The sequence below is a fragment of the Flavobacterium sp. 90 genome, assembly GCF_004339525.1.
Classification (GTDB): domain Bacteria; phylum Bacteroidota; class Bacteroidia; order Flavobacteriales; family Flavobacteriaceae; genus Flavobacterium.
In genome coordinates this window covers 4687456-4702153 of record NZ_SMGE01000001.1, presented here as the reverse complement: position 1 = coordinate 4702153, position 14698 = coordinate 4687456, and the positions used below count along the sequence as shown (strand labels likewise).

Below are 14698 nucleotides of genomic sequence, written 5' to 3'. Positions count from 1 at the left end.
AATGCGCCATTTGAGAATCCGAAATAATTCAGGAATATAAATCAAATTTGCTTAAAGGACGATGCTTTAAAAGTATCGTCCTTTTTTATGTTTTAGAATGTTTCTAGTTTTTAATATCACTAATCTTTTTAGAAAAAGTGCCTTAAAATACAGGTCAATATCAAGGCTTTTTTGCACGTTATTTTTTCCAAAAAAAAAGTTAATTAATTTTTAACAAATAACTTCCAATAGAAAAAAATCCTATTATATTTACAAAATATTTAACATTTTTTATACACAGAGAAGTTTCATATAAATTGCTTTTAACCTTAACGATACCACAATTACAAACAAATTATTAAAATGAAGAAATTAATTAGTTTAATAATAATTTTAACCAATACCTTTATTTTTGCCCAAGCCCCATTTCCTCATATTTCAACGTCTACTTTTAATGCCGAGAGAGTTGCGAGTTTTGGAGTAATCGATGCACCAAGTGATTTTCTGGAAATAACAAATTCAACTGTATATGATAATTCATTTATTCCATCTATTTGGGCGCATCAACAAAGTGATGACAGATATGTTTTAAGACTTTTTGCAACTACTACTTCTGCCAGAGATAATGGAAGTATTCCCATAATGATTTTTAGAACAGAAATTAGAAATGATTTAGTTACAAATGCTCCTACTGGATATTCTTTTCCCTGGGGTACAACATCAAGCACTATAGCAACAAGACCTGTATTTGCCTGGGAGAATGGTAGTACTCAATTAATGAGAATTCTGGCAAATGGTTATGTAGGGATTGGTACAATTAACCCAACTGCATTACTTCACACAAATGGAACCGTTCGTTTTGAAAATTTACCTACTACTACAACAAATACATATGTATTAACCACCGATATAAATGGAAATGTAAGCAAACAGTTGTCTTCATCTTTTGGAAGTAGTCTTACTAACAGTTGTAATACCACCAATTTTGTATTAAAGAAAGGAATATCTGGTTTAACTTGTTCACAAATTTTCGATAATGGCACTAATGTAGGTATCGGAACAATTAATCCTACTGCTTTATTTCAAACCAATGGAACGCTGAAATTTGAGAATTTGGCAGATGCTACAAATCCTTTTAAACTTCTTGGAACTGATAATTTGGGAAATGTATTCGAATATAGTCCCGCAGCGTTAATAAGTCCAAGTACAGGAGACTATGATTGGCTAAAGCCAGACGGAACTTTTCCTACTGCGATTACTGATAATATTTATACCAGAGGAAATGTTGGTATCAATGTTATTAATCCTACTGCAAATCTTAATACAAACGGAACGCTGAAATTTGAGAATTTGGCAGATGCAACAAATCCTTTTAAAATTCTTGGAACTGATAACACAGGAAATGTTTTCGAATATAGTCCGGCAGCGTTAATAGGTTCTGGTACGGGAGATTTTGATTGGCTAAAGCCAGACGGAACTTTTCCCACTTCGATTACTGATAATATCTATACCAGAGGAAATGTAGGTATTAATGTCATTAATCCTACTGCAAATTTCAACACAAACGGAACGCTGAAATTTGAGAATTTGGCAGATGCAACAAATCCTTTTAAAATTCTTGGAACTGACAATACAGGAAATGTTTTCGAATATAGTCCAGCGGCGTTAATAGGTTCTGGTACGGGAGATTTTGATTGGCTAAAACCAGACGGAACTTTCCCTACTTCGATTACTGATAATATCTATACGCAAGGAAATGTTGGTATTAATGTCATTAATCCTACTGCAAATCTTAATACAAACGGAACGCTGAAATTTGAAAATTTAGCAGATGCCACAAATCCTTTTAAACTTCTTGGAACTGATAACGCAGGAAATGTTTTTGAATACAATCCGGCCGCACTTGTTGGTCCAGCTACGGGAGACTTTGATTGGCTAAAGCCAGACGGAACTTTTCCTACTTCGATTACTGATAATATTTATACCAAAGGAAATGTGGGTATTAATGTAGTTAATCCTACTGCAAATTTCAACACAAACGGAACAGTAAAATTGGAGAATTTAGCAGATGCAACCAGTCCTTTTAAGATTCTTGGAACTGACAATGCTGGAAATGTTTTTGAATATAATCCAGCTGAGCTTACAGGTTCAGGATCAGCAGTACATGACTACGACTGGCTTAGACCGGACGGAAGTTTTGCAACTTCGATCAATGATAACATTTATACTAATGGAAAAGTAGGTATCAACACTAGTGTTTTTCCTAGTGAAGTTGGAAGTGTTGATGTAAGCTCATATAGTTTATATGCTAAAGGCGGAATACTAACAGAGGAAGTTAGAATTGCATTAGACTCTGAATGGGCGGATTTTGTATTTGATAAAAACTATAAACTGGAGCCTTTAGAAAATGTTGAAAAGTTCATAAACGAAAACAAACATTTAAAAGATGTTCCAAGTGCTAAAGAAGTAGAAAAGAATGGCATTGAATTGGGTGAAATGAATAAAATTTTACTTCTTAAAATCGAAGAACTAACGTTGCACATGATTGAAATGAATAAAAAAATAGATGCTCAAAATGCTATAATTGAAAAATTAAATAGACAATGAGAAATACTTTTTTAATCTTTATTTTATTCGTTTTCAATTTTGCGTCGGCCCAAAAGACCAATTCAGATTGTACAGATAATTTTGTATTGTCAAATACTGACAGTAATAAGATTTACACTTACAATGCTCAAAATTCAATAACAACACAAGACAATTATTCAATTAGTGCTTCAAATGATATAAAAATGAAGGCCGGAAATGTTATTGTACTAAAACCTGGTACTTATCTAAAAAAAGGTCCATTGTATTTAGCAAAAATTGAAGCCTGTACAATTTGCGAACAGACTTTTACTTTTTTAAATTTTTTCACCCCAAACGGTGATGGCTTTAATGACTTTTGGAAAGTAGATTGGTTAGACGCTACTAGTTTTTCTGTAGTATCTATTTTTGATCGATATGGAAAATTAATTAAAGTATTACAAAATGTAAATGATTCTTGGGATGGAACAAGTAATTCAAATGATATATCTTCATCAGATTATTGGTTTAAGCTTAAATATGTAGATTGTAATGGAAATACCAAAGAATATAAATCCCATTTTTCATTGAAAAGATAATTCATAAAGACCACATATTTCTCACAGAAAACCTGAAAAAAAATATTTTTAATTAAACGATAATTAAGTAAATTTGTCCACTAATAAAGCTCTGATTTTTGACGAATCAGAGCTTTTAATTTAAAAAAAACATGGGAATTATAAAAGATAGTCTATATAAAATTTCAAACAAAAACGCATTAGGTTTTTTTAAAAAACAGTCCGTTTTTCCATACTATCATATCATCAGAGACAATAAAGTTGCTCATATTGAAAATTTGTATCAATATAAAAACGTAGCACAGTTTAAAAATGATTTAGATGTATTGTCTAAAAATTTTAGTCCTGTTACTATCAATGACCTAATTGAAAAAAAACCACATACTAATTCGTTTTTAATTTCATTTGATGATGGTCTGGAAGAAATTTACAGTGTTGTTTTTCCTATTTTAAAAGAGAGAAATTTAAAAGCCGTTTTTTTTATAAATCCTGTTTTTGTCGATAATAATGAAGGCTTGTACAAACATTACATTAGCATAATTATAAGTGATCTAAAAAAAGCAAATTACCCTAAGGAACATTTAGACAAAATCGCTTCTATTCTTGATTTTAGTTATATTTCAAACGAAGATTTTATAAACAAATTCAAAAGCATTAAGTTTTCTCAAAGAAGCAAAATTACTGATGTATTAATCCTTTTAAATATTGATATTCAAAAATATTTAGAAACTCATAAGCCTTACATTTCAAAAGAACAAATTAAAGAAATGGTTGATAATGGCTTTTATTTTGGAGGTCATACCATGTCTCATCCCCCATTAGAACAATTAACTTTTGAGGAACAAAAAAGAGAAATTATAGATTCAATCGATTGGATTAAAAATAATTTTGGCATCAAATATTCTTTATTCGCATTTCCTTTTTCAGATAAAAAAATATCAAAAAATTTATTAAACGACTTGTTTCAATATGATGAGAATATTTTGTTATTTGGAAATTCAGGTTTGAAAAAAGATTTTGATAATCGAATAATTCAACGTTTTTCGCTTGAAAACCCAAATAAAGAAGTTAAAAAACTTATCGTTACTGAAAATTTGTATAAAAATTTCAATAAAATTATTGGCAAATATAAAATCACTAGAAAATGATTGAGATAAAACAAATTTCTAAAAAAAATATTCCCTTATTGTTTGAAGATAAATCATTTTGGAATCATGATTTTTTATCTATAAGTAAACACAGATTACTATCTCACTATAGAAATCCAAATAGCCATGATGATGATATTGTATTAATTCTAGCCTATTTAGATAATGAAATTGTGGGTTATATGGGTGTTTTTATCGATCATATAATTCTAGATAATATTGAAACCAAAATTGGATGGCTTACGACTTGGTGGGTACATCCAAAAAAGACATTTCGACTAGGAGTTGGAAGACAAATATTAGATACGGCATATCAAATTAACAATGGTAAAGTTGGAATTTCTCAATTTACCAAAAGTGCCAAAAGAGTATATGACAAAACCGGTTATTTTAATACTTTAAAAGAAAACCATGGTGTAAAAGCTGTTTTAAGAAGCAATTTGATTTTTGTTATTCCTAAATTATATCCAAAATTAAGTTCCCTTAGCCCATTATTAAATTTTACAGATAGTTTTTTAAATCTGTTTATAGATCTAAAACTAGATTTACAGCAAAAATCTCTATCTAAAAAATTAAAAAATATAAAGTTAGAATATTTAAATAAAGCTGATACTGAAGTCTTAGATTTAATCGAAAGATATGGCAAAAATGATATTGCCCATAAAAAAGAAGATTACTTTGAATGGTTAAAAGCATATTATTGGGTTCAGGAAGCTCCTCTTTTAGAATTTACAAATAAAGACAAATACGAGTTTTCTATTTACGATCATCAATTTAATATTTATTACATAAAAGTTATAAAAGATTCCGAGTGTATCGGTTTCTTAGTTCTGCAAAGAAGAAATAATGTTTGTAAATTATTATTTGCTTATTATGACCATACAATACATGCAGATATAATGGCCGATATTATCAAATTACAATGCGTAAGACAAAATATCCGTGAAATAATTTGTTACGATGAAGCTATATGTGCTAATTTCAAAAAGTCAAATTTGTTTATTTACAAAACAAAAAAACTAAAGCAATCCATAATATCAAAAGCATTCGAAAAAACCGATTTTAGCGATGTAAAAATGAATTTTGGAGATGGAGATTGTTGTTTTGCTTAATTTTCAACATTCACCTAAGTTCTTCTTATTTACAATTTAGCTTATTGAAGCGACTACAAAATAGACCAACTTTGAACGGCCGTAAATAGAACCAACAATTTATAATATAAAAAAACCTCGTCTTTCTAACAGTCGAGGTTTTTTATTTACTTCAAATTCCAACTAAAAAATTTATTCCATATCCAAATAAGGATTCAAAACCTCAGCTAAATCATTGAGTCAATAAAAGCTGATTTTCTATGTTGCCCATTTCGTTTTGAAGAGTTTGATTTTTTCTGATGACTTCTAAAGTAGAAACGGATTGCCCTAGCCCTGATGGGAGGGAAAATCCTTTTACTTTTTTCTTTAAAAAGTAAAAGATTTGGAAGGACAGCAGGAAATAGCTTCAAATCAAAATTCCAATTCATAAATTCCAAATTCCAATTTTTCACTTGTTTGTTAATGTTGTAGTTTCGGTTTCATAAACCTTTGACTTCGCTCAGCGTGACCATTTATTTCATATAAAACACTGTTATTTAATACCTTTAATAAATTATTTTAAAAAATACTTGTCAAAAAAATTGCGAAACCAAATAGTTGCGCGTATATTTGCAACCGATTGGCTTCGTAATTAAAAATAGTATATTATGAGACGAGACATTTTTCAGGCAATTGCTGATCCAACAAGGCGATCTATTATTGCCCTAATTGCACTGCAGGCAATGACTCCAAATGCCATTGCAGAGAACTTTAACACGACCCGACAGTCTGTTTCTAAACACCTGCGGATACTTGTAGAATGCGACCTGATAAAACAGGAACAACAAGGCAGAGAAATTTATTATTCACTTGAAATTGAAAAAATGAAAGAGATCGACAAATGGATTAACCAATTCAGAGCGATTTGGGAAACCAAATTTAATCAGCTTGACAAAATACTATTAACACTTAAAGAACAGAAAAAATGAAAAACGATTTGCAATTTGATTTTACCGTTGACAAAGCCATAAAAACGGTATTCATAACGAGAGAATTTGATGCAGAACTTCCGTTGGTTTGGGATGCTTTTACCAAACCGGAAATTCTGGATCAGTGGGTTGCGCCAAAACCATGGTCGTCTAAAACAAAATATATGAATTTTGAAGTTGGCGGAAGACGATTTTATGCTATGGTAAGTCCCGAAGGATTGGAGCGTTGGGCGATTCAGGAATATACTTCGATTACGCCAAAAACTAATTTTAAAATGTTCAACACTTTTGCTGATAAAGAGGAGAATCGCGAACTTCCGGGTTCTAACTGGGATCATACTTTTAGCGAAGAAAATGGCATCACAAAAGTACATATTGCTATTTTTAATGAATCCCTGGAGCGTTTAGAAAAAATGATTGAAATGGGCTTTTCAGAAGGCTTTAAAATGAGTATTGATAACTTAGAAAAGTTGTTGGAAACGTTGTCTCAGAAGTGATGAAATAAACTGATGAAATAGTCTCGCAATCCCGATAGTTATCGGGAGCAAAGTTTTTATTCTCAATTTTTGTCATTCCGAGGAACGAGGAATCTCCGTGAAGCTAACGCAAAGTTTTTCTATAGATTGTCGAGCTACTTGTGGAGATTCCTCGTTCCTCGGAATGACATAAAATTCGATTATTTTTAATCGTAATTGCGCAGAAATTCGAATTTCAACTTGAAACATGAAACAAAATTTTCCCTAAATTTGAAACAAACTTTCTCTATAAATGATTGATATAAAAACATTTGATCAGGCAACAGATTTAGAAAATCCGAGACGTGTTTTAAAATACATTCTCCTTTTTTGTACTTCAGGATCTACTACTATTTCTGTGGATGAAAATGAATTTATATTAACCGAAAATTCTGTCATTACAATTACTTCGGGACAAATTCATTATTTGCGGGATTTACAAAATGCTACTGGATTTGTTTTGGAATTTACATATGATTTCTTTTGTAAAGATGATACTGATATGGAATTGATTTTTCATAATGGTTTGTTTTGTCATTTTGCAATGAACGAAATGATTCCTGTTGAGAATCCTAAAGTTATTATTAGTCAATTGGAAGAAATCAAAAAAGAACTTATTGAAACTCCGTACCAATATCAGATTTCAATTCACAGCCGAATCGAATTAATCTTAATTGAAATCAACCGTACCAAAATTAATCGTGGCGATGAAATCTATAAACCGGATGCTTTATTTCTTCATTTTCTGGAAGCAGTTTTAAAAAACTTCGACAAGAATCTTTCTGTAAACGAAATTGCTGCTTTAATCAATACTACGGAATCAAAACTTAACGAACTTTCGAAATTACACACCAATAAAACTGCTCAAAATGTAATTTTTGGATTAATTATTTCCGAAGCAAAACGTCTTTTTACATATGAAAAACTCTCTGTAAAAGAAGTCGCTTATGCTTTAGGTTTTAATGATCCGTTTTATTTTTCAAATTTCTTCAAGAAACACACCAATATCTCTCCAAAATCTTATAAAGAAAAAGTAGTTCTTTCTTAATTACATGCTTTTTCTAAGATTCTCTATTCTTTAGCAAATCTAGTTGTAACATCTTTGTATCAGTAATAATTACTAATAAAATAGTATATGAAAAGATATCAGGATTATGCAGTTTTGCTTTTGCGAATTGCCTTAGCAACAGGATTTTTATCCGCCGTTTCAAGTCGGTTAGGTTTTTGGGGAAGTTACTCTTCGGGTTGGGAAAGCTTTTTAGTTTATACAGAAAAAGTAAATTCTTTTGTTCCAAAAAACTTTATTCTGCCAATTGCCATTACAGCAACTATTGCCGAATCTGTTTTGGGTTTACTTCTATTCATTGGTTACCAAACAAAATACGTTTCGGTTGCCGCTGCAATTCTAACTTTTTTATTTGCACTTGCGATGACGTATTCTTTTGGCGTAAAAGATCCTTTAGATTATTCGGTATTTGTGTTTTCTATGGCTGCTTTTCTTTTGTCGACTATGGAAAAATACCAATGGAGTTTAGATGAAATTATTTCGAAAAATAAAACAAATTAAAAATCATTAAAATGGAAAAACAAATCACAAAAAGTAGTGAAATCGATTGGAAACCACTTACTGAGGAAGGAATTAAAACAGAAGGAATTTATATAAAGTTTTTACGTTTTGACGCTGCAGCAAAAAGACCTCCTACATTTTTATTAAAATTTGATGCCGGAGCTTCATATCCAAATCACATTCATCCTGCGGGCGAAGAAATTTATGTTCTCGAAGGCGAAGTTCGCTCTGGAAAAGACGAATTAAAAACAGGCGATTATTTGTATATGCCACCAGGAAGTACGCATTCGGTATTTTCTAAAAATGGATGCACTTTGTTATTTCAAGTTCCTGAAGAAGTTGTTATTTTAAAGTAAAACGATTTGGAATTAGAAACAAAAAGCAAGCTTATTTAGCTTGCTTTTTGTTTTATTAATCACTTAAAATCGAATTGCAATTTTACCAATTGTTTTGCCGGATTCCAACAGTTGATGCGCTTCTTTGAAGTTTGGAACCGTCAAACCATTCAAAGTTGTTTTTAGTGTCGAACGAATAGTTCCGTTATCTAATAAATTGGTCAGTTTATTTAAAATATGATACTGCTCAATCATATCTTCTGTTTGAAACAACGATCGCGTAAACATTAATTCCCAATGAAAACTAGCACTCTTACCTTTTAATTGACGAAGATTTACTAATTCTACAGGATCACTAATTGAACCAATATGTCCTTGCGGTTTTATCAACTCCACAAATGCATCCCAATACTGATTTACATCGACAAAATCCAAAATAAAATCAACGTGCTGAAAACCTGCATTACGGACTTCTTCTATTAAATTCTTATGATTTACTACAAAATCAGCTCCTTGTTCTTTGCACCAATCGATAGATTCTGGGCGAGAAGCTGTAGCAATTACAGTTAATCCGGCAATCTTTTTTGCGAGCTGAATTGCGATCGATCCCATTCCTCCTGCTCCACCAATTATTAGAATAGTTTTGCCTTTATCTTTTTCGGGATTGATCCGAATTCTGTCAAATAAAATTTCCCAGGCAGTTAATCCTGTTAATGGTATTACAGCCGCTTCTTCAATAGTAATTGATTTTGGTTTATGACCAACAATTCGTTCGTCAATAACTTGATATTCGGCATTACTTCCCTGTTTGTTAAGATCTCCGGCGTAATAAACTTCGTCACCAACTTTAAACAAACTTACTTTATCACCAATAGCTTCTACAATTCCCACAGCATCCCAACCAATAATTTTTGGCGTTTCTAGAACAGTATCTTTAGCGCTATTCTGGCGTATTTTAAAATCTACCGGATTTACAGAAACTGCTTCAATTTTTACTAATAAATCTTGTGGTCCGGGAATTGGTTTTGAAGTTTCAAATTCAATAAAACTATCTTCCTTTTCTATTGATAATGACGTTTTAAATCCTATTGCTTTCATATTATATATCTTTTTATTTAAACTTATATTACAAAGATATAGACAAACAAACTTCTTAGAATTGTACAAATACACTATGATTTTGTACATCTTTATCGTTAATTAGCTTTGCTAAACTTCAATAAAATAATAAAGTTCAAACATCTTCTTTTCTTACAACATTCAATTTTAACAGCGATTGCCATAATTAAACCCTATTTTTGATATTCCTTTCAAACAATTTATGAAGCAACTTCAGCTTTAAACAAATAAATTAAGCGTTTGATCGCGATATAAAGCAACTATTGTAATCTTAGATTTTTAAGTATGAATGTTCTACTCATTGAGGATGATAAACGCATTAGCGAATTTATTATAAAGGGTTTAGAAGAAAATAATTTTACAGTACATCTGGCAGAAACCGGCGAGATTGCGAGAGATATTATCCAAAATGATACTTGGGATATTATCTTAATGGATATTATGCTTCCCGGAATTGATGGCATTCAATTGACTAAAATGATGCGTTTCAAAAAGATTCATACGCCAATATTAATGCTTAGTGCACTTAGCGATACTGATGATAAAGTAAATGCACTCGATTCTGGTGCCGATGATTATTTGGTGAAACCGTTTCATTTTAAAGAGCTGATTTCTAGAGTAAACGCATTAACAAGAAGAACTAAATTTAATTACGATAAAGAAGAAACTTTATACACTTTAGGAAGTTTAACCATAAATCCCGAAGAACATAGGGTTGCCGAAAATGACGAATTGATAGATTTATCTCCAAGAGAATATAAATTGCTATTGTTTTTATTAGAAAACAGAAATAAAGTAATGTCCAGAACGCAAATTTTAAATGCCGTTTGGGGAATTAATTATGACAATAACACCAATGTTGTAGATGTTTATATTTCTTATTTAAGAAACAAAATTGAGCAAAACCATAAATTTATCCATACCATAAAAGGAACCGGATATATGCTTAAAGAACAATCATGAAAATACGTAATCGGTTTACATTAATATCCTCTTTCACTTTTAGCATTGTATTTGTCATTGCTTCAATCATCACGTACTTTTCATTCTACAGTTATTCTGAAAAAATTGTTTATAATGAACTTCAAAAAACGTGTTTGTTAACTGGGATTTTTTACCTTGAAAAAGACGAATTACCACAAAATCAACATTTGATAATTGGTCAGCAATTCCGTGAAAATTCACTCGAAATTATAACGCGCGTTTATAACAAAAAAAATCAGATTGTATATGGAGATAAAGAAGCAGATCAAAACATAGATGCAGAAAAACTAGATTACATTAGAAAAAATAGAAAACTAAGTTTTAAATCGAATCATCATTTTTACTTTGGAAGTTTTTATCATGATAATCAAGGTGATTTTGTCGTTTTTGTAAAGAAAAATGATGTCGAATTTAAAACCATTACCAACAGATTATTAATCATTATGATTCTGGTTTTAATTAGCGGATTAATCACAATTTATATTGTAAGTCGTGTGCTTTCGAATCTTGCTTATAGTCCAATCAAAAACATTATCAATCAGGTAAATGATATTGAAGCTTCGTCTCTTGATCGACATATTGTTTCGCCAAATACCAAAGATGATATTCAGGAATTGATAGAAACTTATAACAATTTGTTTAAGCGACTTTCGGACACATTTATCATTCAGAAGAATTTTATAAACTATGTTTCGCACGAATTCAAAACGCCTTTAACTGCAATATCCGGTAACCTCGAAGTATTTGCTCAGAAAGACAGAACGAGCGCAGAATACAAAGAAATGTCTGAAAAAGTATTAGAAAACGTGTATCAAATCGAAGATACAATGAACACGCTTATGCTACTTTCAGGATTAAAAGGCAATACAGAATTGAACGAAATTTTTAGAGTCGATGAACTCGTTTGGGATATCAACGATCAATTACCCACAGTTCATAAACTGAAAGATGCCCAAATACAAATTGCTATTGAAATTGCAAACGACAAACTACTTTCGATAAAAGGAAACAGCAACGAAATCAAAATTGCTTTGTACAATATTATAGAAAATGCCGTAAAATATTCAAACGGAAATCCTATAAAAATAAGTCTGTTACAAGAAAATAATCAGCTTAAAATTGTAATTGAAGACCACGGAACCGGTATTAGTGAAGACGACTTAAAATTCATCAGACAAACCTTTTACAGAGGTAAAAATGTTAATGATATAAAAGGAAGCGGCGTTGGACTTTCTTTGGCAAACATAATCTTCAAACAAAATAATATTGATTTTGCTATTACTTCAAAAAAAGGCGTGGGAACTACAGTAATACTGAAGTTTCCGTCACTCTAATCGTTTTCTAATGTAGTTCCAACTCCTTTCTAACGGACATCAAATTGGGCTTTAATATGCTGCAGGTAGCTTTGCAATATATTAAAAAACAACTTAATTTGAAACGTATACTTTTAACCCTGCTCGTTATTGTATCGCACAAAAGTGTGGCGCAAAATGCTACAATAAACGATACAATTGTGCTTTCCCGAACACAAGCTGAGGCTTTGTTTTTGGAAAAGAACATTTCTCTTATTTCCGAAAAACTTAACATCGACGTTGCTGATGCACAAGTAATTCAGGCAAAATTATGGCCGAATCCGACACTTACAATTGGCGAAATCAATCTTTGGCACAACGCAACAGCTCAAGAAGTTCCTGCTTTGTGGGGCAACTTTGGTAAAACCACTCAGGTTACCGCAGAACTTGAACAACTTGTTCAGACTGCCGGAAAACGAAAAAAGCTGATTGCTATGGAAAAAGTTAGCGCCGATATCGCTAAAGAATATTTTAAAACTTTCTTGCGCAATCTAAAAATCGAATTTAGAGGTAATCTAACGGAACTTCAATATACCCAAGCACAGGAAGAGATTTATAAAAAACAACTTTCGTCGATGCAAACTTTATTGAAAGCTTATGCTAATCAAGTAAAACAAGGTAATGTTGGCAAAGGCGAATACATTAGACTTAAAGCATCTGAACTACAATTCGTAAAAGAAATTACCGATCTCAAAAAAGAAAACAATTCATTACAAAAAGAACTTAAGGTTTTAATGAATCTTCCTGCCACAAGCTTTATCAAACTTACAGATGAAGGTTTTGTTCCTGACAATAAAAATATCGACAATATCAATCTTGGAAATCTTATGACTTCGGCTGTCGAAAACCGACCTGATGTAAAAGTCATTAAACTAGGAAACGATTACAACGACAATAAATATAAATACGAAAAAGCAATGCGAACACCTGATGTAACACTTGGTATTAGTTACGATCGTGGTGCAAGTACAATGAATGATTTTGTGGGATTAGGTTTTGCTTTGGATCTTCCGTTTTTTAATCGAAATCAGGGAAATATAAAAGCTGCTAAAATAGCAGTCGACCAAGGTAAATTACTCACAGAAGAAAAAACAATAAGCGTACAAGCAGAAGTTTTGCAAGCTTATGAAGATTTAATTGTGACAAAAAAACTCTACGAAAGTGTCGATGCTAATTATGAAGCAGATTTAGATAAACTTCTGGAAAGCTATCGTAAAAATTTCCTGCAACGAAACACAAGTATGTTGGAATATCTTGATTTTGTTGATGCTTACTTAGACAACAAATCCATTCTATTAAACTCTAAAAAAGATCTTAATAAAAATCTTGAAGAACTGCGTTACATCGCTGGTCAGGAAATCAACTAAAATCTAATTATCTAAAAATAATAACAAACATAATGAAGAAACTTATTTTACTCCCGATACTTGGGTTAATGCTCGTTTACGGATGTGGCAAAAAAGAAGAAATCAAAGATACAAAAGAGGAAAAATTTTGTATTGACAAAAACTTAAAAGAAAAAATTACGATCGAACCGGTACAAAAACGTGCAGTTACAGAATCTATAAACCTTACCGGAAATATAACTTATAACGGAGATCATGTAGTTCAGTTTAATAGTCTTGTTGAAGGGATTATTACCAAAACAACTTTCTCTTTGGGAGATTATGTGAGAAAAGGACAAGTTCTTGCCGAAATAAAAAGTACGGAATTAAACAGTATGCAATCTGAAAGCAAATCATTTCAATCTCAAATAGCAGTAGCACAACGTAATTTACAAGCTACAAAATCAATGTTTGATGACGGAATCGCTTCTCAAAAAGATCTAATGCAGGCACAAAGCGAATTAGAGGTTTTAAAATCTTCTCTTGAAAACGTAAAAGCAAATCTTGCTATGTTTAGCGCAAGCAGCGAAAGATCCGTTTTTCAGATAAAAGCACCAACTGAAGGATATATTGTAGCAAAAAACATTAGTCCCGGAATGCAGATTACAGATTCAAGCGAACCTCTTTTTACCATTTCTGATCTTAAGGAAATCTGGGTTTTGGTAAATGTATATACCAGTAATCTGAAAAATGTAAGTGAGAATATGTTGGTCGATGTAACAACTCCAGCTTATCCGGGAGAAGTTTTTAAAGGAAAAATAAAAATGATGTCCAAAGTTTTTGATGCTGAAGAACATGTTCTAAAAGCAAGAATTGTAATGGAAAACACAAACTTAAAACTAAAACCGGGAATGACTGCAGATATCATTATCGATAAAAGCAAAGGCGGCGAAATGTTAGCTTCTGTTCCTGCAAAAGCTGTCATTTTTGATAATAACCGTGACCATATTTTGATATACAAAGACGATTGTACGATCGAAACCAGAGAAATTAATCCTGTTATAAAAAATAATAACTGGGTTTATTTTGATAAAGGAGTTAATGAAGGTGAAATGGTGATTACTAAAAATCAACTGTTAATTCACGAACGATTAAAAAACTAATTATCCCTA

14 protein-coding genes are annotated in these 14698 nt (G+C 31.4%); 13 read left to right on the top strand and 1 reads right to left on the bottom strand.

Annotated features, from left to right (window positions below; all coding sequences use genetic code 11):
* The first annotated feature begins 342 nt into the window (after nt 1-342).
* From C8C83_RS19230 to C8C83_RS19190, 9 genes are all read left to right on the top strand, one after another.
* On the top strand, nt 343-2586 hold the full coding sequence (locus C8C83_RS19230) for a hypothetical protein (protein WP_121330197.1): 2244 nt from the start codon (nt 343-345) through the stop codon (nt 2584-2586).
* A complete protein-coding gene (locus tag C8C83_RS19225; protein ID WP_121330196.1) occupies nt 2583-3143 on the top strand; it encodes a T9SS type B sorting domain-containing protein in 561 nt (186 codons plus the stop codon). Before C8C83_RS19230 ends, C8C83_RS19225 begins: the two co-directional genes overlap by 4 nt.
* A gap of 131 nt (nt 3144-3274) precedes the next feature.
* The gene (locus tag C8C83_RS19220) at nt 3275-4270 is read left to right on the top strand and encodes a polysaccharide deacetylase family protein (RefSeq protein WP_121330195.1); all 996 of its coding nucleotides are present in this window, start codon (nt 3275-3277) and stop codon (nt 4268-4270) included.
* Nucleotides 4267-5382 (top strand): GNAT family N-acetyltransferase, encoded by a 1116-nt coding sequence (locus tag C8C83_RS19215; protein WP_121330194.1) that lies wholly within the window; start codon nt 4267-4269, stop codon nt 5380-5382. The genes C8C83_RS19220 and C8C83_RS19215 overlap by 4 nt, the downstream gene beginning before the upstream one ends.
* Before the next feature lie 626 nt (nt 5383-6008).
* Nucleotides 6009-6329 (top strand): metalloregulator ArsR/SmtB family transcription factor, encoded by a 321-nt coding sequence (locus tag C8C83_RS19210; RefSeq protein ID WP_121330192.1) that lies wholly within the window; start codon nt 6009-6011, stop codon nt 6327-6329.
* Entirely contained in the window at nt 6326-6826 is a 501-nt protein-coding gene (locus C8C83_RS19205; RefSeq protein ID WP_121330191.1) for an SRPBCC domain-containing protein, read from the top strand. Before C8C83_RS19210 ends, C8C83_RS19205 begins: the two co-directional genes overlap by 4 nt.
* A 271-nt stretch (nt 6827-7097) precedes the next feature.
* Nucleotides 7098-7892 (top strand): AraC family transcriptional regulator, encoded by a 795-nt coding sequence (locus C8C83_RS19200; RefSeq protein ID WP_121330190.1) that lies wholly within the window; start codon nt 7098-7100, stop codon nt 7890-7892.
* 87 nt (nt 7893-7979) lie between these two features.
* Nucleotides 7980-8411, top strand: coding sequence for a DoxX family protein (locus C8C83_RS19195; protein ID WP_121330189.1), 432 nt, complete (start codon nt 7980-7982; stop codon nt 8409-8411).
* Between the two features lie 11 nt (nt 8412-8422).
* Nucleotides 8423-8767: a cupin domain-containing protein gene (locus tag C8C83_RS19190; RefSeq protein ID WP_121330188.1), complete on the top strand. Its 345-nt coding sequence runs from the start codon at nt 8423-8425 to the stop codon at nt 8765-8767.
* A 63-nt stretch (nt 8768-8830) separates the two neighbouring features.
* Here C8C83_RS19190 and C8C83_RS19185 read toward each other — a convergent pair whose 3' ends face one another.
* On the bottom strand, nt 8831-9844 hold the full coding sequence (locus C8C83_RS19185; RefSeq protein ID WP_121330187.1) for a zinc-binding alcohol dehydrogenase family protein: 1014 nt from the start codon (nt 9842-9844) through the stop codon (nt 8831-8833).
* 306 nt (nt 9845-10150) lie between these two features.
* Between C8C83_RS19185 and C8C83_RS19180 the strand changes: the two genes are divergently transcribed.
* From C8C83_RS19180 to C8C83_RS19165, 4 genes are all read left to right on the top strand, one after another.
* Nucleotides 10151-10828: a response regulator transcription factor gene (locus tag C8C83_RS19180; protein WP_121330186.1), complete on the top strand. Its 678-nt coding sequence runs from the start codon at nt 10151-10153 to the stop codon at nt 10826-10828.
* Complete coding sequence (locus C8C83_RS19175; RefSeq protein WP_121330185.1) at nt 10825-12183, top strand: HAMP domain-containing sensor histidine kinase; 1359 nt, start codon at nt 10825-10827, stop codon at nt 12181-12183. Before C8C83_RS19180 ends, C8C83_RS19175 begins: the two co-directional genes overlap by 4 nt.
* Nucleotides 12184-12281: 98 nt before the next feature.
* Entirely contained in the window at nt 12282-13568 is a 1287-nt protein-coding gene (locus tag C8C83_RS19170) for a TolC family protein (protein WP_158598173.1), read from the top strand.
* Between the two features lie 32 nt (nt 13569-13600).
* Nucleotides 13601-14689, top strand: a complete 1089-nt coding sequence (locus C8C83_RS19165; RefSeq protein ID WP_121330183.1) for an efflux RND transporter periplasmic adaptor subunit — start codon at nt 13601-13603, stop codon at nt 14687-14689.
* Nucleotides 14690-14698: the final 9 nt, after the last annotated feature.